This window comes from Micromonospora sp. NPDC005161 (genome assembly GCF_053599855.1).
In genome coordinates this window covers 1-23,161 of record NZ_JBSFYQ010000017.1, presented here as the reverse complement: position 1 = coordinate 23,161, position 23,161 = coordinate 1, and the positions used below count along the sequence as shown (strand labels likewise).

At 71.2% G+C, this 23,161-nt stretch carries 25 protein-coding genes, 1 tRNA gene and 4 pseudogenes; 13 read left to right on the top strand and 17 right to left on the bottom strand.

Annotation, left to right across the window (positions count from 1 at the left end; all coding sequences use genetic code 11):
- Genes ACWD5O_RS18085 through ACWD5O_RS18065 form a run of 5 tightly spaced genes read right to left on the bottom strand, consistent with a single transcriptional unit; the run spans position 1 to position 4,055 of the window.
- A complete protein-coding gene (locus tag ACWD5O_RS18085; RefSeq protein ID WP_354967255.1) occupies positions 1-1,362 on the bottom strand; it encodes a sensor histidine kinase in 1,362 nt (453 codons plus the stop codon).
- Positions 1,359-2,372 (bottom strand): SpoIIE family protein phosphatase, encoded by a 1,014-nt coding sequence (locus ACWD5O_RS18080; protein WP_354967254.1) that lies wholly within the window; start codon positions 2,370-2,372, stop codon positions 1,359-1,361. Before ACWD5O_RS18080 ends, ACWD5O_RS18085 begins: the two co-directional genes overlap by 4 nt.
- Complete coding sequence (locus ACWD5O_RS18075; protein ID WP_354967253.1) at positions 2,369-2,788, bottom strand: ATP-binding protein; 420 nt, start codon at positions 2,786-2,788, stop codon at positions 2,369-2,371. Before ACWD5O_RS18075 ends, ACWD5O_RS18080 begins: the two co-directional genes overlap by 4 nt.
- A complete protein-coding gene (locus ACWD5O_RS18070; protein ID WP_450085992.1) occupies positions 2,785-3,195 on the bottom strand; it encodes an STAS domain-containing protein in 411 nt (136 codons plus the stop codon). Before ACWD5O_RS18070 ends, ACWD5O_RS18075 begins: the two co-directional genes overlap by 4 nt.
- Positions 3,195-4,055 carry an STAS domain-containing protein gene (locus tag ACWD5O_RS18065; protein WP_450085991.1) on the bottom strand — a complete coding sequence of 287 codons (861 nt, stop codon included), beginning with the start codon at positions 4,053-4,055 and terminating at the stop codon, positions 3,195-3,197. Before ACWD5O_RS18065 ends, ACWD5O_RS18070 begins: the two co-directional genes overlap by 1 nt.
- Positions 4,056-4,220: 165 nt before the next feature.
- On the opposite strand from ACWD5O_RS18065, the gene ACWD5O_RS18060 reads away from it, so the two are divergent.
- A complete protein-coding gene (locus tag ACWD5O_RS18060) occupies positions 4,221-4,577 on the top strand; it encodes an STAS domain-containing protein (RefSeq protein ID WP_354967250.1) in 357 nt (118 codons plus the stop codon).
- A 13-nt stretch (positions 4,578-4,590) separates the two neighbouring features.
- Here the strand turns inward: ACWD5O_RS18060 and ACWD5O_RS18055 are convergent, their stop codons facing one another.
- Positions 4,591-5,865 carry an MFS transporter gene (locus tag ACWD5O_RS18055; protein WP_387328514.1) on the bottom strand — a complete coding sequence of 425 codons (1,275 nt, stop codon included), beginning with the start codon at positions 5,863-5,865 and terminating at the stop codon, positions 4,591-4,593.
- A 50-nt stretch (positions 5,866-5,915) separates the two neighbouring features.
- Here ACWD5O_RS18055 and ACWD5O_RS18050 point away from each other — a divergent pair, with 50 nt between their 5' ends.
- The 4 genes from ACWD5O_RS18050 (at position 5,916) to ACWD5O_RS18035 (ending at position 7,896) form a co-directional block, all read left to right on the top strand.
- Positions 5,916-6,608: a FadR/GntR family transcriptional regulator gene (locus ACWD5O_RS18050; RefSeq protein ID WP_450085990.1), complete on the top strand. Its 693-nt coding sequence runs from the start codon at positions 5,916-5,918 to the stop codon at positions 6,606-6,608.
- Positions 6,609-6,647: 39 nt separating this feature from the next.
- Positions 6,648-7,109, top strand: coding sequence for a large conductance mechanosensitive channel protein MscL (gene mscL, locus ACWD5O_RS18045; RefSeq protein ID WP_354967248.1), 462 nt, complete (start codon positions 6,648-6,650; stop codon positions 7,107-7,109).
- Positions 7,110-7,188: 79 nt separating this feature from the next.
- Complete coding sequence (locus tag ACWD5O_RS18040; protein ID WP_089018164.1) at positions 7,189-7,440, top strand: hypothetical protein; 252 nt, start codon at positions 7,189-7,191, stop codon at positions 7,438-7,440.
- Positions 7,441-7,524: 84 nt separating this feature from the next.
- Positions 7,525-7,896, top strand: coding sequence for a hypothetical protein (locus ACWD5O_RS18035; protein WP_354967247.1), 372 nt, complete (start codon positions 7,525-7,527; stop codon positions 7,894-7,896).
- Between the two features lie 95 nt (positions 7,897-7,991).
- Here the strand turns inward: ACWD5O_RS18035 and ACWD5O_RS18030 are convergent.
- Positions 7,992-9,062, bottom strand: a pseudogene (locus ACWD5O_RS18030) (benzoate/H(+) symporter BenE family transporter); the annotation flags it as partial.
- A 54-nt stretch (positions 9,063-9,116) separates the two neighbouring features.
- Between ACWD5O_RS18030 and ACWD5O_RS18025 the strand changes: the two are divergent.
- The 4 genes from ACWD5O_RS18025 (at position 9,117) to ACWD5O_RS18010 (ending at position 13,033) form a co-directional block, all read left to right on the top strand.
- Positions 9,117-9,680, top strand: a complete 564-nt coding sequence (locus ACWD5O_RS18025) for a helix-turn-helix domain-containing protein (protein WP_354967246.1) — start codon at positions 9,117-9,119, stop codon at positions 9,678-9,680.
- Positions 9,681-9,783: 103 nt separating this feature from the next.
- Entirely contained in the window at positions 9,784-10,503 is a 720-nt protein-coding gene (locus ACWD5O_RS18020; RefSeq protein WP_354967245.1) for a PP2C family protein-serine/threonine phosphatase, read from the top strand.
- Between the two features lie 68 nt (positions 10,504-10,571).
- Positions 10,572-11,747, top strand: a complete 1,176-nt coding sequence (locus ACWD5O_RS18015; RefSeq protein ID WP_387328521.1) for a GNAT family N-acetyltransferase — start codon at positions 10,572-10,574, stop codon at positions 11,745-11,747.
- An 83-nt stretch (positions 11,748-11,830) separates the two neighbouring features.
- A complete protein-coding gene (locus tag ACWD5O_RS18010) occupies positions 11,831-13,033 on the top strand; it encodes a hypothetical protein (RefSeq protein WP_450086015.1) in 1,203 nt (400 codons plus the stop codon).
- A gap of 2 nt (positions 13,034-13,035) precedes the next feature.
- Here the strand turns inward: ACWD5O_RS18010 and ACWD5O_RS18005 are convergent, their stop codons facing one another.
- Both ACWD5O_RS18005 and ACWD5O_RS18000 read right to left on the bottom strand, forming a co-directional pair.
- Positions 13,036-14,118 (bottom strand): NAD-dependent epimerase/dehydratase family protein, encoded by a 1,083-nt coding sequence (locus ACWD5O_RS18005; protein ID WP_354967243.1) that lies wholly within the window; start codon positions 14,116-14,118, stop codon positions 13,036-13,038.
- A gap of 82 nt (positions 14,119-14,200) precedes the next feature.
- Positions 14,201-14,503: a hypothetical protein gene (locus ACWD5O_RS18000; RefSeq protein WP_354967242.1), complete on the bottom strand. Its 303-nt coding sequence runs from the start codon at positions 14,501-14,503 to the stop codon at positions 14,201-14,203.
- Between the two features lie 115 nt (positions 14,504-14,618).
- Between ACWD5O_RS18000 and ACWD5O_RS17995 the strand changes: the two genes are divergently transcribed.
- A tRNA-Lys gene (locus ACWD5O_RS17995) sits at positions 14,619-14,690 on the top strand.
- 84 nt (positions 14,691-14,774) lie between these two features.
- Here the strand turns inward: ACWD5O_RS17995 and ACWD5O_RS17990 are convergent.
- The 4 genes and pseudogenes from ACWD5O_RS17990 to ACWD5O_RS17975 all read right to left on the bottom strand — a co-directional run bounded on the left by ACWD5O_RS17990 (position 14,775) and on the right by ACWD5O_RS17975 (position 17,802).
- Positions 14,775-15,994: pseudogene (locus tag ACWD5O_RS17990) on the bottom strand (tyrosine-type recombinase/integrase).
- On the bottom strand, positions 15,994-16,191 hold the full coding sequence (locus ACWD5O_RS17985; protein ID WP_354967241.1) for an excisionase family DNA-binding protein: 198 nt from the start codon (positions 16,189-16,191) through the stop codon (positions 15,994-15,996). Before ACWD5O_RS17985 ends, ACWD5O_RS17990 begins: the two are co-directional and overlap by 1 nt.
- Positions 16,188-16,559, bottom strand: a pseudogene (locus ACWD5O_RS17980) (replication initiator); the annotation flags it as partial. The gene ACWD5O_RS17985 and the pseudogene ACWD5O_RS17980, both read right to left, overlap by 4 nt.
- The gene (locus tag ACWD5O_RS17975; RefSeq protein ID WP_354967239.1) at positions 16,555-17,802 is read right to left on the bottom strand and encodes a low temperature requirement protein A; all 1,248 of its coding nucleotides are present in this window, start codon (positions 17,800-17,802) and stop codon (positions 16,555-16,557) included. The gene ACWD5O_RS17975 and the pseudogene ACWD5O_RS17980, both read right to left, overlap by 5 nt.
- 973 nt (positions 17,803-18,775) lie before the next feature.
- On the opposite strand from ACWD5O_RS17975, the gene ACWD5O_RS17970 reads away from it, so the two are divergent.
- Entirely contained in the window at positions 18,776-19,255 is a 480-nt protein-coding gene (locus ACWD5O_RS17970) for a pectate lyase family protein (protein WP_354967238.1), read from the top strand.
- Positions 19,256-19,397: 142 nt separating this feature from the next.
- On the opposite strand, the gene ACWD5O_RS17965 is transcribed toward ACWD5O_RS17970, so the two are convergent.
- On the bottom strand, positions 19,398-20,348 hold the full coding sequence (locus ACWD5O_RS17965) for an AraC family transcriptional regulator (RefSeq protein ID WP_450085989.1): 951 nt from the start codon (positions 20,346-20,348) through the stop codon (positions 19,398-19,400).
- 96 nt (positions 20,349-20,444) lie between these two features.
- Between ACWD5O_RS17965 and ACWD5O_RS17960 the strand changes: the two genes are divergently transcribed.
- Together ACWD5O_RS17960 and ACWD5O_RS17955 are read left to right on the top strand one after the other, a co-directional pair.
- Positions 20,445-21,299 carry an NAD(P)H-binding protein gene (locus ACWD5O_RS17960; RefSeq protein ID WP_354967236.1) on the top strand — a complete coding sequence of 285 codons (855 nt, stop codon included), beginning with the start codon at positions 20,445-20,447 and terminating at the stop codon, positions 21,297-21,299.
- A gap of 5 nt (positions 21,300-21,304) precedes the next feature.
- Complete coding sequence (locus ACWD5O_RS17955) at positions 21,305-21,805, top strand: anthrone oxygenase family protein (protein ID WP_354967235.1); 501 nt, start codon at positions 21,305-21,307, stop codon at positions 21,803-21,805.
- A 5-nt stretch (positions 21,806-21,810) separates the two neighbouring features.
- Here the strand turns inward: ACWD5O_RS17955 and ACWD5O_RS17950 are convergent, their stop codons facing one another.
- The 3 genes and pseudogenes from ACWD5O_RS17950 to ACWD5O_RS17940 form a co-directional block, all read right to left on the bottom strand.
- Complete coding sequence (locus tag ACWD5O_RS17950) at positions 21,811-22,011, bottom strand: hypothetical protein (RefSeq protein ID WP_354967234.1); 201 nt, start codon at positions 22,009-22,011, stop codon at positions 21,811-21,813.
- Positions 22,012-22,073: 62 nt separating this feature from the next.
- Positions 22,074-22,478, bottom strand: a complete 405-nt coding sequence (locus ACWD5O_RS17945) for a hypothetical protein (RefSeq protein ID WP_354967233.1) — start codon at positions 22,476-22,478, stop codon at positions 22,074-22,076.
- 459 nt (positions 22,479-22,937) lie between these two features.
- A pseudogene (locus ACWD5O_RS17940) lies at positions 22,938-23,161 on the bottom strand (IS110 family transposase); the annotation flags it as partial.

The following is a 23,161-nucleotide window of genomic DNA, read 5'->3' as shown; positions in this document are numbered from 1 at the left end:
TCACACTCCGCCCACGGGCAGGGAAACTGTGAACGTGCTGCCCCGGCCCGGCTCGCTGGTTAACTCCAGCGTCCCGCCGAGCAGTGTCACCAGCCGCCGGGCGTACGGCAGGCCGAGGCCGGTGCCGCCGACCCGGGTCGCACCCGGCACCTGGTAGAACTCCTCGAAGATCCGATCGTGCAGCTCGGGGGCGATGCCCGGGCCGGTGTCGCTGACCGTGAAGTTCCACCGGTCGTCCCGCTGCTCGGCCCGCAGTCGCACCTCACCGTGCTCGGTGAACTTCAACCCGTTGTGCAGCAGGTTGCGCAGCACCTGGCCGAGCAGCACCTCGTCGGTACGCAGCACGGCCGGGGCGGGCGGCTCCTCGACCACCAGCTCCACCTCCGGCCGGGTGGCCAGCGCGCGCAGCGTGCCCCGCAGCTGGCCGAAGACCGGGCGCAGGTCCACCTCGGCCCAGTCCGGCTCGATCCGGCCGGACTCCGCCTTGGCCAGGTCGAGCAGCTCGTTGACCAGCGTGAGCAGGTCCGCCGCCGAGGAGCGGATCAGGTCGACCTGGCGAGCCTGCTCGGCGGTGAGCGGGTCGGAGAAGGAGTCGGTGAGCAGCCGCCCCAACCCGATGATCGCGGTGACCGGAGCGCGCAGCTCGTGGCTCACATTGGCCAGGAACCGGCTCTTGGACTCGCTCGCCGCGCGCAGCTGGGCCGACTTCTCGTCCAGCTCGGCGTAGAGGGCGACCACGCCCCGGTTGGTCTCCTCCAGCTCCTCGGTCAGCTGGTTGTAGAGCGCCAGCACGCCCCGGTTGGTCTCGGCCAGCTCCTCGTTCAGCACTGCCAGTTCGTCGCGTTGGCTGCGTACCTCGTCGAGCGCCGCGATGAGCTGCCCGTTCTGCACGGTCAGCTCGTCCAGCGCGCTGGCCGGCGCGGTACGGCCGAGTTCAGCGCGGAACTCGGCGAGCCGCTCCGGGGTTGGCGTCGGCGCGTTGGCCGGGACTCGTCGGGACATCCTCACGACCGTAGCCCCCTGGACGCTCGACACGCTCAGCGTGTCGACCAGCCGGGACACCGCGCCGGACTGCGGCTCGTACCGGCCGTCCGGCAGTGGGGCCGCCGGAGCCAGGTCGGCGCGGAGGTGGAACCGGCCGTCGACACCCGCGTCGACGTGGAAGGAGACGTCCGCTCCCCCGACCGCGTGGAGCAGGTCCCGGGCCACCTCGCTGAGCGCGGTGGCGATCCGGATCTGGTCCTGGTGTTCCAGGCCGACCACCGCGGCCACCTCACGGCCCCGCTGGCGGATCACGAAGATGTCCTGCTCGACCCGCAGCGCCATCTGCAGCAGCGGCTGCGCGGTCGGCTCCCCGGTCATGCCCAGGACCTCGCGACCAGCACGCAGGCGTCGTCGCGCCGTACGCCGGCGTCGCGCAGCAGGGTCGCCGCCATCACCAGCGGGGACCGCTCGGCCAGGCCCGGGTAGTCGGTCAACCGCCAGCGGTCGACCACTCCGTCGCTGTGCATCACCAGTCGGGCGCCCGGGCCGAACGGGTAGTCGTACCCCCGGATCGTCGGCCGCTGGTGCCCGGCGATGCCGGGCAGCGACACCAGCCCCCGGCGCTGACCGTCGCCCTCGACCACCACGCCGGTGATGTTGCCCAGCCCGGCGTAGTGCAGCAACCCGGCCTCCGGCGCCAGCTCGGCGACCGCCAGCGCCGCACCGCGGGTGTACGACATGGACCGGTGCAGATGGCTGACGACCGTTGCCGGCGGGCCGGCCGGCGCGTCGCGGAACGCGGCCAGCGCCGCCTCGGTGGCGGCGGCGGCCAGCGGGCCGTGCCCCAGGCCGTCGCTGACCAGCACCTGGTGCCGGCCGTCGGCGACCCGGACGGCGTACCCGTCACCGCAGACCGTCTCGCCGGTCAGCGGACGGGTGAGGGCACCAGCCCAGGACGGCTGGGCCGGCTCGGCGGGCCAGACCTGCACGGCGAGGACGGTGCCCCGGCCGGGCAGCGAGTATCCGTCGAACCAGCTCGCCTGCCGGACGATGGCCCCGAGTCCGATGCCGAGCGTGCCGGCGGTGGAGTGCCCGTCCTGGGAGGAGACGCTCAGGTCGGCCATGCCGGGCCCGGAGTCGATGGCCACCAGCTCCACGCCGGCCTGCCCGGCGCGGCGTACCGGCCGGAGCAGCAGGACACCGTCCTCGGCGTGCTTGACCAGGTTGCTGGTCAGCTCCGCGGCGACGATGGCCAGGTCGGCGATGCGCGGCTGGCCCAGCTCCACCTGCTCGCCGAGGCGCTCGGCGGCACGCCGGACGGAGCTGGCCGTGCTGCCGGCCTCCACCCGGAACCAGACGCCGCTGTCGGTGACCGGGTCCCCGTTCACCGCGACCACTTGGTGACCGAGATGCGGGTGCCGGTCTCCGCCGACGTCTCGATCTGGAACTCGTCGACGAGTCGCCGGGCGCCGCTGAGACCGAGACCGAGCCCGCCGCCCGTGGTGTAGCCGTCGGTGAAGGCCAGGTCGAGGTCGGGGATGCCGGGCCCGGAGTCGACGAAGACGATCCGGACCCCGCGGCGCCGTCCGTTGTCCACGGTCGTCACCTCCACCGTGCCGCCGCCGCCGTACACCAGGGTGTTGCGGGCCAGCTCGCTCGCCGCGGTGACCACCTTGGTCTGGTCGACCAGGGAGAGCTTGACGGCCACCGCCACGGCGCGGACCAGCTGCCGGACGCGCACCACGTCCTCGTCACTCCGGATCGCCTGCGCCTGCGGGTGACCCAGGTCGAGGCCCGCGGTCACGGCGTGGCCGTCTCGGCGTCCGGATCGTCGTCGAGCTGGTAGTCGAGCTCATCGGCGCGGGCCGCCGCGACCAGCTCCATGCCGCGCTCGACGTTCAGCGCGGTACGGATGCCGTTCAGCGACAGCCCGAGTTCGACCAGGGTGATGGCGACCGCGGGGCGCATCCCGACCACCACCGTCTCCGCGTTGAGCACCTTGGAGATCGACGCGATGGTGGAGAGCATCCGCCCGACGAAGGAGTCGACGATGTCCAGCGCGGTGATGTCGATGATCACGCCGTGGCAGCCGGTGGCGACGATCCGCTCGGCGAGGTCCTCCTGGAGCTGGACCGCGGTCTGGTCGGACATGTCGAGCTGGATGGAGACGAGCAGGATGTCACCGATCTTGAGGATCGGCACGCGCTCCATCAGGCGTCCCGGCGCGGCTGGCGGCGGGCGGTCTCCACCCCGTTGAGTCGCAGCACGTGGCGCAGCGCGTTGGCGAGGCTCGCCTTGGTGGCGATGTCACCGAACTCGATCCCGAGCGCGACGATGGTCTGCGCGATCTGCGGACGGATGCCGGAGATGATGCAGTCGGCGCCCATCAGACGAGCGGCCACCACGGTCTTCAGGATGTGCTGGGCGACCTGGGTGTCAACCGCCGGGACGCCGGTGATGTCGATGATCGCGTACGGGGAGCCGGTGTCGACCAGGGTCTGCAGCAGCCGCTCCATGACCACCTGGGCCCGGGCCGAGTCCAGGGTGCCGACCAGCGGGACGGCGACCACGCCCTCCCAGAGCTTGACCACCGGCGTGGAGAGCTCGAGCAGCTGCTCGGCCTGGTCGGCGATCAGGCTCTCCCGGGTGCGGACGAAGCTCTCGAAGGTGAACAGCCCCAGCTCGTCGACCAGACCGGAGAAGGCGACGTAGTCGCGCAGCGCGTTGTCGCCGCCGGCCTCCTCCACGAGCCCGACCAGCACCTCCTTGAGCGCGAAGACGCTGATCGCGGTCTCGGTGGCGGAGAAGCCCTGCCGGGCCCGGCCACGGGACAGGTCGGAGAGCGCGGCGCGCAGCTCGGCGGCGTTGTCGGCGGACAGGTCGATCGCGCCGTGCTCGCCGGCGGCGACGAGGGCGCTGTGCAGATCCTGGACCTGCCGGCGCAGCTCAGCCTGACTCAACCGGCCGCGCAGCGAACGGGCGACGATCTCGGTCCACCGCTGCGTGACCCGCTCGGCGTGTCCGCCGAGCAGCGCGGCGAGCCGACCACTTTCCTCGGCGCTCAACGCCATTGCGAAACCCCCCTCGACCTGGACCGGGCGGACTCTATCACCGGGGGCTGCTGCACTACTTGCCCCGCAGCAATGGAATGACGATGGTCACCGGATCCCGGCTCCCGTTCTGCGTGTGACCCCCATCGTGGGATACCGTTCCCCCGATAACAGGAGGTCTGGCGAATGTCCTTGACGGTGCACACGGAACAGCGCGGCGACGTGGTCGTCGTGTCGGTCGCGGGCGAGTTGGACATGGCGACCGCACCCCAGTTGCAGGACCAGATCACCGACCTGCTCGACAAGGGCCGCAACCGGCTGGTGTTCGATCTGGCGGAGGTCTCGTTCTGCGACTCGACCGGTCTGTCGGTCTTCGTCCGCGCCAAGAACAGCTGCGACGAGGCCGGCGGCGTGGTGCGGCTGGCCGCCCCGCAGCGGGGGGTGCTGCGCATCCTCGAGGTGAGCGGTCTGGTCGAGGTGCTGCAGACCTACCCGACGGTGGATCAGGCCGTCGCCGGCGACCCGACGCCGGCCTCCTCCTGACCGCTGCCGCTCCTCACTCGTCCTCGACGTAGCGGGGACGGGCGATCGCCATGCCCGCCGCCGTCTGCACGGCGAGCGCGACCAGCAGGAACCCGATCGGCGCGGTCCAGGCGCCGGTGACCTCGTAGAGGATGCCGACCAGCAGCGGGCCGAGGGCGGCGATCACGTACCCGGTGCTCTGCGCGAACGCGGACAGCGCGACGGTCCCCTCGGCGGTCCGTGCGCGCAGGCCGATGGTGGTCAGGATCATCGGGAAGGCGCCCTGGCCGATCGCCAGCAGGATCACCCAGAGCACGGCAGCGCCGTGCGGGGCCAGCGCCAGCCCGAGGTAGGCCAGCGCCGACGCGGTGGTCAGCCCGAGCACCAGCGGGCGCAGCGTCGCCAGGCGGCCGGCCACGGTGGGCATCAGCAGCGCGATCGGCACGCCGAGCGCGGTCACCCCGGCGAGCAGCAGCCCCGCCGACTCGGGCTGGTAGCCGGCGTCCCGGAACAGCTGGGCGAGCCAGCCCATGATCGCGTACCCGCTGAGCGACTGGGCGCCGAAGTAGAGGGCCATCGCCCAGCCCAGGCGCGTCCGCGCCGGCCGGACCCGCGCCGCCGGGGCGACGGCCGCCGTCGGGGTCGCCCGCCGCGCGGACGCCCGGGTCCGCAGCGCCAGCGGCACCCACGGGAGTACGGCCACCGCGGCCATCGCGGCCCAGATGCCGAGCCCGGCCCGCCAGGACCCGAAGGCGTGCGCGATCGGCACCGCGGAGGCGGCGGCCACCGTCGTGCCCGCGGTCAGTGCCATCGTGTACGCCCCGGTGACCAGGCCGGTGCGGTGCGGGAAGTGCTGCTTGACCAGCATCGGCAGCAGGATGTTCGCGACCGCGATGCCGGCCAGCGCCAACGCGCTGGTGAGCAGGAAGACCCAGGTCGAGTCGGTGGTGACCCGGAGCACCTGACCGGCGACGAGGGCGAGCATGGCGACCACCAGGATCCGGGCCGGCGCCACCCGGCGGACCAGCCACGGGGTGAGCGCGCCGAGGCCGGCGAACGCGATGGTCGGCAGGGTGGTGACCAGGCCGGCGGTGGTTCCGGAGAGCCCCAGCCCGTCGCGGACCTCGTCGAGCAGGGCGCCGAGGCTGGTCACCGCGGCGCGCAGGTTGAGCGCGACCAGCAGCATCCCGACCAGCACGAGCGCGCCGCCGGTCGCCGGGTGGGTCCGGCGGCCCGCGCCGGGGTCGCTCGCCAGGGCGGGATCGACGGGGGCGGGCGGCGCCGGAGCGGCGGTCGGTGGCGGGGTCATGACCTCTAACCTACAATCATGGGATGAATTCGGGACCGGTGATGTAACCAGTGCCACCGTCGGTCGATTCCTCCTCCGCGCCGCCCGTGCCGCCCCGCGGCCATCGGGTCCGGCAGACCACTGAGCAGCTCCGGGCCCGGATCCTGGGCGGCGAGTGGCCGGTCGGCGGGCGCATCCCCACCGAGCCACAGCTGGTCGCCGCGCTGGGCGTCGGGCGCAACACGGTCCGCGAGGCGGTCCGCGCCCTGGTGCACGCCGGGGTGCTGGAGTGCCGGCAGGGCTCCGGCACGTACGTGGTGTCCACCGACGAGCTGGCGCCGGTCGTGGCCCGCCGGCTCGGCGACGACCGGATGACCGAGGTGATCGAGGTACGGCGCGCCTTCGAGGTGGAGGCCGCCCGGCTCGCCGCGCTGCGGCGTACCCCGGAGGACATGGCGGCGCTCGACGGCGCGCTCGCCGAGCGCGAGGCGGCCTGGCGCGGCGGCCGGGTGGACGTGTTCGTCGAGGCGGACGCGGCGCTGCACACCGCGGTGGTCGCCGCCGCGCACAACGTCATGCTCGCCGAGCTGTACGCCTCGGTCGGCACCGCCCTGCGCAGCACGGTCGCCCAGGCGATGGGGGACGCGCTCACCCCCGAGCGCTACGTCGACCACACCCGGCTGGTCGAGGCGATCCGGGCCGGCGACCCGGGGCGGGCAGCGATCGAAGCCGGCGCTTTTCTGGAGCCCGCCGGAGGGGCATAGGTTGTGCCGGACGGAAAACCGGACACCTCGGGAGTACGGATGCTCAAGGGCTTCAAAGACTTCATCATGCGCGGCAACGTCATCGACCTGGCGGTCGGTGTCGTCATCGGCGCCGCGTTCACGGGCGTGGTCACCGCTCTCACGAACTCGTTCCTCAAGCCGATCATCAAGCTGGTCGGCGGCGGGGAAGACCAGTTCGCTGGCCAGTGGGAGATCAGCAAGGGCAACTTCATGGACTGGGCGGGGTTCATCAACGCCCTGATTACCTTCCTGCTCACCGCGGCGGTGCTCTACTTCTTCGTGGTGTTCCCGATGAACAAGCTCGCCGAGCGGCGGCAGCGGGGCGAGGAGCCGCCACCGGCGGCGCCGAGCGAGGAGATCAAGCTGCTCACCGAGATCCGGGACGCGCTGCTCTCCGCCGGTCACGCCACCCCTGGCCAGCAGCGCGGTGCGCTCGACGACGTGCTGGGCCGCCGCACGGAGCCGCCGGCGCCGCGCTGACCGACGGATGCACATCGGCCCCTGTGGGATTCCCGCAGGGGCCGCACCTTCTCGTACGTGTGTTCGATAGAGTCCGCCCATGGAGCAGCGGAAGCACTGGTGGAACGGGAAATGGGGGCGGCTGGCCCGGCGGGACGTCTTCCTCCGGGTGGACGCCGACCGGTGGCACGTCGAGCAGCGGGCCGGCGGCGCCGAGGGCATCTCCCGGTTCTACGAGTACGGCAGTGCGGACGAGGCCGAGGAGACGGTCCGGGCGCTGCTCGACGGCCCGGACACCTGGCGCGAGCTGTCCCCGCGCCCGCCGGGCGGCTGGACCCTCCCCAACAGCTGAACGGGCGGGAGCGGCCGGCTGACTGAGCGTCGGGCGGGGCGGCGACGGCGTTTAGCGGCGTACCGCCCCGGGAACCGCGATGGGATGGATCAGCAGGACGAGCAGCAGGCGACCATCTCGCGGATCACCACCGGGATGCCGGTGATCGACCCCGCCGGCGCCGAGGTCGGCACGGTGGATCTCGTCCAGCGGGGCGACCCGTACGCGGTGACCGTCCAGACACCGGCCACCGACCCGGGCAGCAGCCTGGACGAGCTGATCGAGGCCACCGCGGTCGAGGAGCCCGACGTGCCGGCCGATCTGGCGGCACGGCTGCTGCACAGCGGCTACCTGAAGGTCTCCACCGAGTTGGTGGACGCCGGCGCGGTGTACGTCCCGGCCGACCGGATCGCCGCCGTCTCGGACGGCCGGGTGCGCCTCGCGGTCGGCGTGGCCGACCTGCCCGCCGAGGAGTGAGTCCCCGCCTGATCCCCTGCGCGGCGGAAGAGCAGCAGCATCAGGCAGCCGGCGACCAGACCCCAGAACGCGCCGCCCACACCGAGCAGCGTCACCCCGGAGGCGGTCACCACGAAGGTGACCACGGCGGCCTCCCGGGTCGCCGGGTCGGTCACCGCCGAGGCGAGCGCGGTGGCCAGCGCGCCCAGCAGCGCCAGCCCGGCGACCGCCTCGATGAGGATCGGCGGGGCGACCGCGACCAGCGCGGTGGCGACGCCGGCACCCAGCCCGAGCACGGCCAGGCCGACGCCGGCGGTTACCGAGGCGACCCACCGGCGCTCCGGGTCCGGGTGCGCGTCGGGGCCGGCGGCCAACGCGGCGGTGATGGCCGCGAGGTTCACCGCGTGCCCGCCGGCCGGGACGGCCAGCAGGCTGGCCAGACCGGTGGCCCGCAGCGCGGCGCCGAACGGTGGGCGGTAGCCGTAGCCGACCAGCACCGCCATGCCGGGCACGTTCTGCGCCGCCATGGTGACCAGGAACAGCGGGAGGGCGAGCCCGACCAGCGCGGACGCGTTCCAGGCCGGCGCGGTCAGGGCGACCGACGGGGTCAGTGCGGCACCGGTCAGGCCCGCCGGCGGCGCGGTCAGCGCGATCGCCGCCACCGCCACCAGCAGCGCGCCGGGTACCGCCCAGCGGCGGGCGTACCGGTGCAGCAGCAGCCAGCCGACCACCACCGGGCCGGCCACCGTGGGCAGCTCGACCAGCGCGCGGACCGGCGCGGTGCACAGCGGCAGCAGCACCCCGGCGAGCATCGCGCCGGCCACCGGCTTCGGGATGGCCGCCACCGCCCGACCGAGTGGCGGGAACAGTCCGGCCGCCACGATCAGCAGGCCGGAGACGAGGAAGGCGCCCACCGCGACCGGCCACCCGCCCGGCGGTGACCCGGTCGCCACCAGCAGTGCCGCGCCCGGCGTCGACCAGGCGACGCTCATCGGCATCCGGTACCGCCAGCCGAGCCAGGCGGCGGCCAGCCCGGACGCCACGCAGAGGGCGAGCAGGCCGGAGGCCGCCTGCGCGTCCGACGCGCCGGCTGCCCGGAGGCCGGCCAGCACGACGGTGAACGAGCTGGCGAAGCCGACCAGGGCGGTCACCACCCCGGCCAGCAGCGGTTGCACCCGTCCGGCCATCCCAACCTCCCACTGTTCCGTTTACGGAACGACAGCGTGTAGCACGATAGCCGGGTGCCGCACCGACCACCAGCCCGCCGTCCGGGCCTCGACGTGGATCCCGCCGTCGTCGGCCGCCGGGTCCGCGCCCTGCGCGAGGAGCGGGGGATCTCGCTGTCCACACTCGCCCGACTCGCCGGCGTCGGGAAGGCCACCCTCTCCGGCCTGGAGCACGGCACCCGCAACCCGACCCTGGAGACGCTCTGGGCGGTCACCGCGCAGCTCGGCGTACCGCTGACCGCAGTGCTGGCCGAGCCGGCCGCCGCGCCCACCACCGTGCACGGCACCGCGGTCAGCGCCACCCTGCTGGAGGTGTTCACCGACGCCGACGCGACCTACGAGCTGTACCGGATGCGGGTCGCGCCCGGGCCGGGGCAGCTCTCCCCCGCCCACCAGCCGGGGGTCACCGAGCACATCACCGTCTTCGCCGGAGTGTTGCGCGCCGGCCCGGCCGACGCGCCGCTGACCGCACCGGCCGGCGGTCACATCCGCTGGGTCTCCGACGTGCCGCACAGCTATACGGCGGTGGGTGACGAGGAGGTCGCGGCCAGCCTGCTGCTGCGCTATCCACGCCGCTGAGCCACGGCCCGGTGGGCCCGAACGTGCACATCGGCAGCATTTCTCGACCCTTCGCAGTAGTGCGTAGAGACGAAGACGGGGTGTTCTTGGCAAGCTTGACCCCATGACGCTGATCCTCCGCTCGGTCATCCTCAACGACATCGGCCTGATCCGGACCAACAACGAGGACTCCGCCCTCGCCGGTGACCGCCTGATCGCAGTCGCCGACGGCATGGGCGGGCTGCCCGCGGGCGAGGTGGCGAGCGAGATCGTGATCCGGATCCTGGACGAGCTGGCCCCACCCACCGACTCCGACGGGGCCGCCGACGCCCTGCGCGCCGTCGTCAGCACCGCCAACCAGCGCATCCACGCCGCCATCACGGTCGACCCGACCCGCGAGGGGATGGGCACCACGCTCACCGCGGCGCTGCTGGCCGGCGAGACGCTGGTGCTGGCCCAGGTCGGCGACTCCCGCTGCTACCTGCTGCGCGACGGGGAGCTGACCCAGCTCACCCGGGACGACACCTTCGTCCAGTCGCTGGTCGACCAGGGCTCGCTCTCCCCCGAGCAGGCCCGGCACCACCCTCAGCGGTCCCTGGTGACCCGGGCCGTGCAGGGCGCCGACACCCCACCGGCGATCGGCGTGCTGACCGTGGTCCCCGGCGACCGGCTGCTGCTGTGCAGCGACGGGCTCTCCGACTACGTCGAGGACGAAGCCATCGGCGCGACGCTGGGCATGTACACCGACCGCCAGCAGTGCGGCGAGCAACTGGTGAAGCTCGCCCACCACGCCGGCGCACCGGACAACGTCACCGTCGTCGTCTCCGACGTCGGCACCCGTTGACGGATTCACCCAATCCGGTTGCGGCCGATGTCGGAGCCGGTTGGGATGGGTCGATGACCATCCGCCGGGTGACCGACGACGACCGTCTCACCACCAGCTTCCCGCTGGCCGCATACGCCTTCGAGTCGTCGCCGCTCGGCGCCGCCCGGATTCAGGAGTTCCGCGACTACCTGCCCTACCACGAGGGCAACCGGACGCTGATCGCCGAGGAGAACGGCGACACGCTGGCCGCCGTCACGGCCATCCCGATGCGGCAGAACCTGCGCGGGATGGTGCTGCCGATGGCCGGCGTCGCCGGGGTGGCCACCCATCCACTGGCCCGCCGCCAGGGGCACGTCCGGACGCTGCTGCACCAACTCCTCGACGAGATGCGCGACGAGGGGCACGCGCTCAGTGCGCTCTACCCGTTCCGGCCCAGCTTCTACGCCCGGTTCGGCTACGTCGGGTTGCCCAAGCCGCGCAGGGCCACCTTCACCCCGGCGAACCTGGGGTCGCTGCTCCGCGCGGACCTGCCCGGCGAGGTGGGCTGGGAGCGCATCGCCGCCGGCTATCCGGCGTGGCGCGCCTTTACCGAGCGCTGCCTCCACGAGCGGCACGGGTTCTCGACCTTCCCGGACTACCGGGCCGTCGGGCTGCGCGACCGGGACGAGTACTGGCTGGTCACCGCCCGGGTGGCCGGCGAGGTCACCGGCGCGGTGACCTACCGGATCGACGAGCACGGCGGCACGCTGCACGGCAACGAACTGCTGGTCACCGACCCGCTCGCGCGGACGCTGCTGTTGCAGTTCTTCGCCCGGCACGTCGACCAGGTCGAGCGGATCACCGTCCAGGTCCCGCCGGACGAGTTGCCGGAGCTGTGGTTGACCGACCTGGACGTGCACGTCGAGGCGCGAACGGTCGTGCCGAGCTCGTCCGCCCCGATGGCCCGGGTGCTGTCGCTGGACGCGTTGCGAGGGCTGCCCGCCGGGCCCGGCCGGGTACGGATCGAGCTGACCGGGGACCGCTGGTTGGCCGGCACCCACCTGCTGGACGGCACGACCGGTGCGCTGGAGCTGGTCGCCGACACCGCCGGCAGCGCGCCGACCGCCACGCTCACGGCCGCCGGGCTCTCCGCCCTGGCGTACGGGGTGCTGGATCCGGCGGAGCTGCCGTTGCGGGGGTTGGGCGAGGTGCCGGCGGACGCCGCCGCGGAGCTGCGGAGCATCTTCCCGCGCGGAGTGCCGTACCTCTTCGCCGACTTCTGACCCCCCCAGCCTTAGCCACGGGTTAAACCCGCATGGCGAATTCGCTCCCGCGCCGTCGCGGCTCCTAGCATCACGGGGTGCGCATGACGTCGCTTGTCGCCCTGCTCGTCCTCGGTGTCGCCACCGCGACCCTGCCCGCCTGCGCGCCCGACGACCCGGCTCCGGCCGCCTCGCAGCCCAGCCCGTCGGCCGAGCCGGAGGCGCTGGCCACCGGCGAGCAGGGCGTCGCCCCGGCGGCCCGGGACGGCCTCGGTGGCCCGGGGGCCAGCCCGAGCCCGAAGCCGGCCGGCAAGGCGCTCGCGGCCGGCAACCCGAACGGCAACGCCACCGTGCCGGCCGAGGCACGGGCGGTGGACACCTCGAAGTCGACCCGGACCATCGGCTCCGGCACCCCGGCGAGCTGCACCTCCGCGGCGGTGGTGAAGGCCGTCGCCGCCGGCGGCATCATCACGTTCAACTGCGGGCCGGCCCCGGTGACGATCAAGATGGCCGCCACCGCGAAGGTCCGCAACGCCAACGGGCCGAAGGTGGTGCTGGACGGCGGCGGCAGGGTGACGCTGAGCGGCCAGGGGAAGCGCCGCATCCTCTACATGAACACCTGCGACGAGGCCCAGGGCTGGACCAAATCGCACTGCCAGAACCAGGACCATCCGCAGCTGACCGTGCAGAACCTGACCTTCGCCGACGGCAACTCGACCGGGGACAAGGTCGAGGGCGGCGGCGGTGGGGCGATCTTCGTACGCGGCGGGCGGCTCAAGGTGGTCAACTCGCGGTTCGTCCGCAACCGCTGCGACCGGACCGGCCCCGACCTGGGCGGCGCGGCCATCCGGGTGCTCAGCCAGTACGAGAACAAGCCGGTGTACGTGGTTGGCAGCACCTTCGGCGGCTCCGCCGGCCAGGGCGGCTCCTGCTCCAACGGGGGCGCGCTGAGCAGCATCGGCGTCTCCTGGGTGGTGCTGAACAGCGTGCTCAGCCACAACGAGGCGATCGGTAGCGGCGCCAACCCGGCCAAGTCCGGCACGCCCGGCGGCGGCAGCGGCGGCGCGATCTACTGCGACGGCAACGAGTTCACCGTGCGGATCGCCGGCACCATCATCGAGAACAACAAGGCCAACGAGGGCGGCGGCGCGATCTTCTTCGTCAGCAACAACCGCACCGGCACCATGACGATCGAGAAGTCCACCCTGCGCCGCAATCCGAGCGCCAAGTTCGAAACCCGCGGCTTCCCCGGCATCTTCTTCCTCGGCGCCCGCAACCCCACCGTGAGCGGCTCGAAACTGAGCTGACCTCAGTACGGGTTGCCCTGGCCGGCGGCGCGGGCGCGGAGCAGACCGCCCGGCCGGCCGGGCAGGTTCGACGCGCCGGACAGCGGCGGGCTGGTGGTGTGGTCACCGCCGGCCATCCCGGCAAAAAGTTCCTTGAGCGCGGTGAGCGAACTGATCTTGGGATGCCAGTCCAGCTCCGTCTCCGCCCGCTCGCTGGACATCAGCGGCGCGTTCAGGCCCAGCTCGACCCAGCCCGCGTCCACGGGTTGCAGCCGCGCCCGCCAGGTCAGCGCCGCCGCCACCCGCAGCACCGGCGCGGCGACGGGCACCGTCCAGCCATGGAAGTGCCGGGCCACCAGCTCCGGGGTGAGCACCGGGTCCGCGGCGACGTTGAAGGCGCCGCGCGCGTCACCCAGCACCGCCCTGGCGTACGCGTCAGCCACGTCGTCGGCGTGCACCGCCTGCATCCGCAGCCGGCGGTGGGTGGGCACCAGCGGGATCCGGCCGAAGCGCAGCAGCCGCACCGGCGCCAGCGGGCCGAGAAAATAGCGGGTGATCTCCGCGCCGGCGTCCCGCTGGAAGATCAGCCCGGGTCGCAGCCGAACCACCCGCAGCGTCGGGTGGTCCTGCTCGATCCCGTCCAGCAGCGCCTCCACCTCCGCCTTGTTCTCGCTGTACGACGAGCCGGGCACCCCGGTCGCCGGCCAGCGCTCACTCACCGGGTGGTCCTTCGGGCCGGGAGCGTACGTCCCGACCGAGGAGGCGTACACCAGCGCCGGCACGCCCACCCGGACCAGCGCGTCGAAGACCGCCCGGCTGCCGTCGACGTTGGTGCGGCGCAGCACCCGCTGGTCGTGACTGGGCTGGATCTGCCAGGCCAGATGCACCACCGCGTCCGCGCCGGCGAACACCTCAGCGAGCTGCCCGACCGCCCCGGGAGAGCCGATGTCGCAGGAGTGCCACTCCACCTGGTCGTACGGCTCGCCAGCCTCCGGGCCGGGCAGCCGCCGAGCCACCCCCACCAGCTCCACGCCCCGCTCCCGGCGCAGCCGCCGCAGCAGCGCCGTACCGACGTTGCCGCTCGCCCCCACCACCACGATCCGCATGTCCGACCCCGTACCCGCCCAGCCGCCCGCCAACCGCCCGGCCCGGCGCGGCGCGGCGCGGCGCGGTTTGATCGACTCGGGATCAAGGGCGGGGCGAGTCCCGGACCCAGCCGTGCTTCTCCTTTCCCCGCCGCCCGGCCGTCGCCGCGAGACAGCGAGGGCAGATCCAACCGATCGGGTCGGCCTCGGTGAGCACGTCGGTGCCCGAGTAGTCGAAGCGCACGTGCGGAAAGCGCCGCAGACGGGTCCGGCTGAGCGCCAACCCGCAGACGGTCTGGTTCTGGCCGGGCAGCCAGGCGTGCACTTCCCCGCCCGGCCCACGTACGCCGTCCGGCCCGACCTCCTCGCCGGACGCCGCCACCGCCGGGGTGCCGCTCAGTTTCATGCCCGGTCTGGTTCCCCACCCGCCCGCACCCATGCAACGTGCGGCAGGCAGGCATCGACCGACCGGCCGGAAGCCGAGAGTCGTCGGCGGGCACGGTCCGGTAACCTGAGCGCGCGGGCCGCTAGCTCAATGGCAGAGCTGTGGACTTTTAATCCATAGGTTCAGGGTTCGAGTCCCTGGCGGCCCACTCCTCCGCAGGTCAGCGGCCCTTTCGAGGGCCGCTGGAGCCGCGATCTTGGCTGGTACAGCGGCGAAGTACAGCAGTAGCGCCTTACCGGTCCAGCGCGCTGCCGAGCCGCTTGAGGGCGTCACGGGTGGCCGCCGAGGAGACCACCGTGTAGATCTCCATGGTGATGGCGAACTGCGCGTGCCGGAGGATCTGCATCGCCACCCGGGGGTGCACGTCCAGGTCGGCCAGGAGTGACGCGCAGGTCCGCCGGGCGTCCCGGACGGTGATCCGTCGGACCCCGGCCGCGTCGCAACGCCGGTCACAGAAGCGGTTCACGTTGCGCGGCTCGACCGGGCGGCCGTAGCGGGTGGTGAAGATGAGGTCCGACGGCTGCCAGGCCGAGCCGGCGGCGTCCCGGGAGGCGTTCTGGGCGGCACAGCGGCGGCCGAGCGCCACGGTGCAGACGTCCGGCAGCGGCAGGGTGGCGTCCGAGGCGGCCGTCTTAGTCTCCCTGTGCAGCAGTTCGGCACCGACCCGCTGGAGCTGCCGATCGATGGTCAACTCCCCCGCGTCGAGGTCGACATCAGCCCAGGTGAGCCCCAAAATCTCGCCCTTGGGCAGACCGAGCACCAGGACCAGGACGTACGCGGCGTAGAGCGGGTCGTCGTCGGCGCGGGCCGACTCCAGAAACCGCCGAGCCTCGTCGCTCGTCCATGCCTTCCGCTTCCGCTTCCGTACCGGGGGCAGCTTCACCAGGGAGGCGACGTTGCGGGTGATCAGCCCTTCGGTGATCGCCTGGGACAGCAGCGTCCGGAGCACGGTTCGCAGGTGCGTGACGCTGGTTGCCGAGGGCAGGTCCTGGCAGCAGCGGCCGAGGGCACAGCAGCGACGTTGGGCAGGCTTGCGCCGCTCGTCCTTGCCCTGGGCGCAGCACTGGCAGGTCCGCCCGACCTCGTTGATCCACGTCTGGACATCGCTGACCCGGAGCTTGTCGAGGCGCTTCCGGCCCAGCCCCGGCACGAGGTAGAGCCGGACCACCACCTCGTAGGTCACGTAGCTGCCCGGGGCGAGGTTCGGCTTGACGATCTCGCGCAGCCAGTAGCCGGCGTACTCCCCACCGTCGGGGAGCGGGTCGCCACAGGGCCGGCCTTGGCCTGCCCGTGCAACTTGATCCACTTGTCGTGGACCTCCTCGCGGGTCTTGCCGTAGACCCACTTCCGGCCCCGCCTGCCGTCCGGCTTCTCGACCCAGACGTACGCGGCGAAGCCGTTCCGGTACGGGAAGATCGAGCCTTCGCCGTTGGCACGAGCGCGTGCGGGCATCAGGCAGCCTCCCGGCGTTCGACCCGTTCGCGGATGTAGTCGTCGACCCATTCGGGGAGGATGCGGCGGTACTTGCCGTCCTTGATGGAGCGCGGCTCGCCGGTGGCGATCTTCATCTTGACCTTGGACAGACCGAAGCCGAGCAGGACGGCGACCTCGGCGGGCGAGTACCAGCGCGGGGTGAGGTCTCGGCTCATGCGGCGGCCCCGACGAGCCATGCAGCGTGGGCGACTTCTTCCCGGCCGACGCGTCGGCTCTCTCGTCGCTGTCTGGCGGCGGTGTTGGCAAGCAGGGCGTCACCGTCGCTAAGCCAGCCGGACCCGATGTAGGTGAGGGTGCCGCCGGTGATGGCATTGGTGGTGTCGTCGTCTCCGGTGCGGCGGTAGGTGGCTCGGGTACCTGGAAGCAGGCCGAAGGTGACGGAGTAGCGGCGGGCCTTGGTGACGAAGTGACCGCCAAGGCCGAGCATGTGTGCCCAGCGCCGCAGGCCGGCGTAGGCGTTGGATTCGGTGTCAAGGTGGGCTTGACGGTCTCCGGCCGTTGCGGCGCCGTTGGCGGCCTTACGGCGGCATGCTTTCGCCTGTCGCGATAGATTGTCCGCCTGTCGGCGCCACAATGGCCGGGTGTCGGTGCATGCGGACCGTATCTGAGATGGCGGTGCCGAGAAGGGCCGCGGTGGTGGCGCTTGCCACTGCCAACGGCGACAGTGGAAGCATCCCCGGTGCCTTGGCGGCCAGTATGAGCACTGCCGGTGCGATGGCGACCAGTAGAAGCATTGCAGAAATCAGCCGACCTGCGTGTACGCGGGCGAAGACGGCGCGTTCGAAGGCGGCACGCCCGAGCAGAAACAGCGCGGGCCCGCCGAGAATGACGACGACCCAGGCCGGTTCTGTATGTCCCGTTGGATGGATGATGGTGAGGTCCTGGCCCACAGCGGTGACCACGACTCCGGCCACCATGATTACGTGTGATTGTGATACCGCTCGGGCCAGCCGGACCGGCGCGCGGGCCTTTGCGGCAGCTGCGTCCATGAACTCACCGGCCCGGTAGATATAGATCCGCCACAACAGCACCGTGATCAGGAATGCCACCGCGAACGCCGCGTTGCGGTGGGCCTCGAAGTCGCCGGCGCCGTGTGCGACTCCCGCGATCAGGATCAACTCGCCGAGCGCGACGGTGAACAACTGCCGATAGCGTTCAGCCAGATGCTCGCTTGTGTTGACAACCAACGACGTGGTCATGCGGCCGAGCCCGGGTACGGGGAAACCGATCCTGGTGGCGGTGTATTCCAGGACTACCGCGGCCGCCCACAGCGCTAGGCGTCCTGTGCCTTGTGCGAATGCCCCCGTAATCCACGGCACGGCAGATATCCCGTACCAGATCAGCGTCAGACTGGCGTCGCGGCGATGCACCTCTTGACCGCCTATGGCGATGATCAAGAAAAGATTGCGGCCGATGTGGATTGCGATGTACGTGCCGGCGAAGAGTAGCCCTCGCTCGCCGAACGCGTCGGCCATGGCGGCGGCAAGCACCAGGCTGCCCACCATGGTGGCGAAGATCAGCAGTTCGATCGACGGCTTCATAGGATCGAACACGTCGCACATAGCCGCGGTAAGGCTCCAGATAGAGAATACCGCTAGCAGCAATACCATTGTTTGTACGGCGCCGATCCAGCTGAGGTGCTCTCCCAGTTCGCGCGACAGCCGGGTAAGCGTGAACACAAACGCCAGGTCGAAGAAGAGTTCCAGGAACGTCGCACGTTGCGACGTCCCTTCAGTGCGTAGCACCTTGGCCCGCGCCGTCGTCATCGGACTGTACTCCTATAGATTTATTTCAGTCTAACGTTGACGCGTGCCACATCCCATGCTCGGTTATGCGGATAACCCATCCCTCTACCGCTGGCCACCATCCCTGACGAGGCATGCATGGCGCCGTGTTCACTTCCCGCCGATTGATGCTTTCCAGCGCTCGACGCCGCATGCGCCGTGCCAAACGTCCGTTCTAGGTAGTAGCCTCTATTTTGAGGTATCTTAACTAGTAAAAGACTGACTCGGGACGTGATCCAACGACGGGCCGGAGTTACCGCCCGGTGGGCCGCCGACCCTTTTGCGCGGGCGGCCCGTGCTGGGAAGCTGTTCTCGGCGATGCTGCATGGGCAGGCCGTGGTCATCCGCCCAGACCCGCGTCCCGGATACCACCACCGAGGTCACCCAGGTCGACGCCCCACCGGACGTGGTGGACCTACCGGGGCGGTGGTTACTGGCGACGCCGCGCACGCGCAGACCGACACCGCCGACCTATGTCTGCCGCGGCGACGGCGGCTACGTGTTCACCGACAAGGGCAATCAGCCGTCGCTGTTCGCCGAACAGTTCCGACACGGACACCGAACGCCCTGCTTGTCATGCCTGCCACTACTGCCCGCCGATAGGCAACGACGGGTGCGCCTCCGGCGGGGCCTCGGGCACTCCGGGATGGCTGGGAGAGGGAGCCGGCAGGGTGCGTGGCGGCATGGCGGACAAGATCATCAGGTACAGATCCACTACAACTGAGAGCAATCAACGGCGACAAGCGTTAGCAAACATCGGCAGGTCACGCCCTGCTCACAGCGTCGATGGGTCTGATTGATGACGTTCTCTCGCTACGCCGGGTGTAAGGGGTTCAAATCCCCTCAGCTCCACCCCAGGTCAAAGGCCGTTTCCGCTAGTCGGAGACGGCCTTTTTCGATCTTGTACAGCAGCAAGGAACAGCAGCTCACAGGAACTGCTCGCCGAGCCGGGTGGGTGCCGTCTCGGATCGACTGCAACGACCTGTCCGACGGCTACGACAGGCTGCTCGACATCAAGCGCGAGTCGGACTTCATCATGGTGTCGTGGAACCACTTCCACCACCACAGCAAGTCGGCCCTGGTCGGCCACTCGGACAACTACCCGGCCGACCTCGGCAAGCTGCGGGTGACGTACCACCACAACTTCTTCGACGGCACCGACCAACGACACCCCCGGGTGCGTTTCGCCGACCTGGTGCACGTCCTGAACAACTACTACCGAAACGCCCTCTACGGGATCGCCTCCACGAGAACGCCGGCGTGCTGGTGGAGGGGAACTACTTCGAGAACGTGGCCCACCCGAGCTACGTCGGTTACGACAAGAGCGGCCCCGGCCGGCTGGTCGAGCGCAACAACAGGTACGTCAACTCGGCACTCCGCAGACTGCCGGCACCGTGGTCGAGCCGCGCACCTACTACCCGTACACGGTCGATGATCCCGGCACCGCCCCGGCGAGGGTCACGGCCGGTGTGGGCGTCGGCAGGATCGGTCTCTAGACCGCCGCCGACGCGGCCGACCGGGTCCGGGGCGACGACACCGTCGCCCCGGACCCAGTGACCGCCGGAGGGCGAGCGGGTTCAGACCGCCGCCAACCCCTCCACGTGGATCCGGTGTTCGGCCGGGCTGACCCCGCGTACCCGCTTGAACGCGGCGCTGAGCGCGAACGGACTGCCGTAGCCGACCCGGCGGGCCACCGCGCTGATGGTGGCGTCCGGCTCTCTCAGCAGATCGGCCGCCAGGGCGAGTCGCCAACCGGTGAGGTACGCCATCGGCGACTCACCGACAAGCTCGGTGAACCGGCGGGCCAGCGCGGCCCGGGACACCCCGGTACGGGCGGCGAGCGTCGCCACTGTCCAGGGGTGGGCCGGTTGGTCGTGCAGCAGTCGCAGCGCCAGGCCCACCACCGGATCGCCGTGTGCCCGGTACCAGGTCGCGGCCGCCGCCTCCGGACGGGAGAACCAGGCCCGTAGTACGGCGATGAGCAGCAGGTCCAGCAACCGGTCGAGGACCACCCCCCGGCCCGGCTCGTCCTTGTCCATCTCGTCGGCGAGCAACGGGACCAGCGGGCTGCTCCACGCCTCATCCGGCAGCACCAGCAGCGCCGGCAGCACCCGCAGCAGGCGCTGGCTCACCTCCCCGTGGAACTGGTAGGTGCCGCTGAGCAGCACGGCCGAGCCGTCCAGCCGCTCGCCCCAGGTGCGTACGCCCAGGTCCATCACGGCGCATAACTCTTCCCCGGCCGGAGTGGTGCTGCGCTCGCCGGGGTGAATCACCGCCTGCGGCGGAGTGCCCGGATCGTCGGCGATCGTGTACGGCTCCGGACCCCGGATGACCGCCACATCGCCGGGGCGAAGCCGGACGGGGGCGCCGGTGTCCGGCACCACCCACGCGTCACCACGGAGCACGGACACCAGGGTGAGTGGTGCGCGATCCTGGATCCGTACCGACCACGGCGGGTCGAACACCGATCGGAGCAGGAACGCGTCGCGCGCTCTCGGCCCGTCCAACAGCCCCGCCAGTGCGTCCACACGCCCCAAGCTAGAAGAACCCTGGTGAGACGCCCAGACATGGAGCCGAGCGTCTCACTCATTCCCGGTCAGGCCCCGCCCGGCTTGACTAGTGACATGAGAGAGAACGTGCACGAACAGCCCATCCTGGTCCTCGGCGGCACCGGCAAGACTGGTCGTCGCGTGGTGGACCGCCTCACCGCCCTCGGCCGTCCGGTACGGGTCGGTTCCCGCTCCGGCGAGCCACGGTTCGACTGGACCGACCAGAGCACCTGGGCCGGCGTGCTGGAAGGGGTCGGGTCGGTGTACCTGGTGTACTACCCGGACCTGGCCGCACCGGACGCCCCCGCCACAATCCGCGCGTTCGTCGAGCAGGCGGTGGCCGGCGGCGTCGAGCGGATTGTCCTGCTCTCCGGCCGGGGCGAGGAGGCGGCTCAGCTCTGCGAGCAGGTGGTACAGCGATCCGGCGCGAAGTGGACGATCCTGCGGGCGAGCTGGTTCAGCCAGAACTTTAGCGAGGATTTCCTGGTGGACTCGGTGCGCGGCGACGAGATCGTGCTCCCGGCCGGCGACGTCGGGGAGCCCTTCGTCGACGCCGACGACATCGCCGAGATCGCGGTCGCGGCGCTGACCGAGGCGGGCCACGTGGGTCAGCTCTACGAACTGACCGGGCCCCGGCTGCTCACCTTCGCCGAGGCGACCGCCGAGATCGCCAAGGCGGTCGGGCGACCGATCACCTACCAGTCGGTCTCCCCACAGGAGTACGCCGAGGTAATGGCGCGTTACCAGGTGCCCGCCGAGCTGGTGGCCGTCCTGACAGACCTGTTCGGCAAGGTCCTGGACGGGCGCAACGCCCACCTGACCGACGGTGTGCGACGCGCTCTGGGCCGCCGGCCCCGGGACTTCGCGGACTATGCGCGGGACGCCGCCGCCACCGGCGTCTGGGCGACCGAACAGCCGGATCGGGGCTGATCGTCATGAGTACGCTGGCAGCCTGGTCGGCGGCGGTGACCCTGGCGGTGACCGGTCTGATCGCAGGGGTCTACTACGCCTTCTCCGTGTCCGTGATGCCCGGGTTGAACGCGACCGACGCCGGCACCGCGATCCGGGCCATGACGAGCATCAACCAGAAGATCCAGAATCCGCTCTTCTTCGTCACCTTCTTCGGTCCCATCCTCGCGGCTACGATCACCGGCGTACTGCTGCTGATCCTCGGCCACCGTCCGGCGGCGCTGCTGTTCTTCCTGGCCGGGGCCGCGTACCTGGTGGGCGCGTTCATCCCGACGGTGACCCTCAACGTGCCGATGAACGATGCGCTCGACGCGACCGGTGTGCCGACCGACCCGGCGGAGGCGGCGCGGATCTGGGCGGACTACGCCTCTCGCTGGACCTGGTGGAACACCGTGCGCGCCGGGGCGAGCGTGGTAAGCCTGCTGCTTGCCGGATTCGGCGTCTACCTCTGGGGCAGCCAGCGGTGACCACGTCACCCCGGCGGCGCACGGATCGGGGCATGCCCAGCGGATCGGTCAACCGGGCCTGCGGCCTCGACCAGGATCCGCTGGGCGTGCGCGACGAAGGGCCCGTCGGTCTGGATCCGCTCGTGCAGGGCGGCGAGCTGGTCGCGGTACCGCTCGACGGTGAAGTCGGGCACGATCCAGACCACCTTCCGCAGGAAGTGAACCACGGCACCGATGTCGTGGAAGACGGGCCGGCATCGACCGGGCCGGCGGGCCACACCGGTCGGCCTCAGTGTCGGGTGTCGCGGCCGTGCAGCCAAGGCGCGATGACCACAGTGGGCAGGGCGAGAAAAATGGCGATTAGATGGGCGGCCCAAGCCCATGGAGCGAGGCTGGCCCCGTCCATCCCTGCGTGGTCGATGAGAAGCGCCCAACCGCACGGGATGAATAGCAATCCCATCGCGACGGCACCCACCCATAGCAAAGCCAGTGAACGACGGATAGTGGCTGTCATCAAAACGACCGTCACCGCGGCCGGTACGCCCAACAACGCGCTCGCCTGGCTCCAGTCGATACCCTGAGGGGCGGAGGTTCCAACACGAAGATCGGCGTCAGCTAAGGCCCAGCTCCAACCGGCCGCGATGTTGGCGAGGCTGAGAAACGAACCTGCCCACATGAACCAGACAGCTCTCACGGCGGCAGCATAGTCATCGCGTCACATGCCCTTCGGTGACCAACTGAGTGACGACCGGTGCGGACGCCAGCGGACAAGGGCGGACGATAGCGGACCGTTGCGGCAGGCCACGGGCCACGAAGCCGCAGCTCACGTGGAAGTGTTGGTTGCCTGGGGGTCAAGGGGTCGACAAGGACCAGGTCCAGGCCGTCACCAGGCCGTCGGAGGCCGATCGTCAGCGACCAACGACGACCACTGGTGACGACGTCTGCCCTGATTGCAAGGCGTGACCTGCCCGATCACCAGGCCGGCCGGGTCCTTCTTACCTGTAGTTGGTGAATTGAGGGGATGCTGCCGACAGCATCGCTGCGCAAGGGCCGAGGCCGAATAGGACGCGGACGCGATCGGGCATAAGGCAGTGCGTGCCCGCCCGAGGCTGGGCGGGGAACTCCCGGGGCGGTAGGCATGAGTAGCCCTGTGTCAAGCGGCGGAGGCGAGAAGGGCCTGCAGAGCTCGGTGGCGGGTGGGGTCGTAGGCGACGCCGTCTTGCCAGCAGCGCCAGATCACGTGCAGCCAAGCGCGGGCGAGGATTCGCGTGGCGTGGGGGTGGTCGTGGCCCCGAGCCCGGGCCCGCCGGTAGAGGTCGGCGGCCCAGGGGTTGGCGTGGTGGGAGTCGCCGGCGAAGTCGATGACCGCTCCACGGA

Coding starts and splice junctions, on each gene's coding strand:
- ACWD5O_RS18070 (WP_450085992.1), bottom strand. CDS start 3,195: ATGGAGCGCGTGCCGATCCTCAAGATCGGTGACATCCTGCTCGTCTCC.
- ACWD5O_RS17985 (WP_354967241.1), bottom strand. CDS start 16,191: ATGAGCCGAGACCTCACCCCGCGCTGGTACTCGCCCGCCGAGGTCGCC.
- ACWD5O_RS18065 (WP_450085991.1), bottom strand. CDS start 4,055: ATGGCGTTGAGCGCCGAGGAAAGTGGTCGGCTCGCCGCGCTGCTCGGC.
- ACWD5O_RS17960 (WP_354967236.1), top strand. CDS start 20,445: ATGAGAGAGAACGTGCACGAACAGCCCATCCTGGTCCTCGGCGGCACC.
- ACWD5O_RS18060 (WP_354967250.1), top strand. CDS start 4,221: ATGTCCTTGACGGTGCACACGGAACAGCGCGGCGACGTGGTCGTCGTG.
- ACWD5O_RS18010 (WP_450086015.1), top strand. CDS start 11,831: ATGACGTCGCTTGTCGCCCTGCTCGTCCTCGGTGTCGCCACCGCGACC.
- ACWD5O_RS18040 (WP_089018164.1), top strand. CDS start 7,189: ATGGAGCAGCGGAAGCACTGGTGGAACGGGAAATGGGGGCGGCTGGCC.
- ACWD5O_RS18055 (WP_387328514.1), bottom strand. CDS start 5,865: ATGACCCCGCCACCGACCGCCGCTCCGGCGCCGCCCGCCCCCGTCGAT.
- ACWD5O_RS18035 (WP_354967247.1), top strand. CDS start 7,525: ATGGATCAGCAGGACGAGCAGCAGGCGACCATCTCGCGGATCACCACC.
- ACWD5O_RS17975 (WP_354967239.1), bottom strand. CDS start 17,802: ATGACGACGGCGCGGGCCAAGGTGCTACGCACTGAAGGGACGTCGCAA.
- ACWD5O_RS18020 (WP_354967245.1), top strand. CDS start 9,784: ATGACGCTGATCCTCCGCTCGGTCATCCTCAACGACATCGGCCTGATC.
- ACWD5O_RS18005 (WP_354967243.1), bottom strand. CDS start 14,118: ATGCGGATCGTGGTGGTGGGGGCGAGCGGCAACGTCGGTACGGCGCTG.
- ACWD5O_RS18000 (WP_354967242.1), bottom strand. CDS start 14,503: ATGAAACTGAGCGGCACCCCGGCGGTGGCGGCGTCCGGCGAGGAGGTC.
- mscL (WP_354967248.1), top strand. CDS start 6,648: ATGCTCAAGGGCTTCAAAGACTTCATCATGCGCGGCAACGTCATCGAC.
- ACWD5O_RS17955 (WP_354967235.1), top strand. CDS start 21,305: ATGAGTACGCTGGCAGCCTGGTCGGCGGCGGTGACCCTGGCGGTGACC.
- ACWD5O_RS18085 (WP_354967255.1), bottom strand. CDS start 1,362: ATGACCGGGGAGCCGACCGCGCAGCCGCTGCTGCAGATGGCGCTGCGG.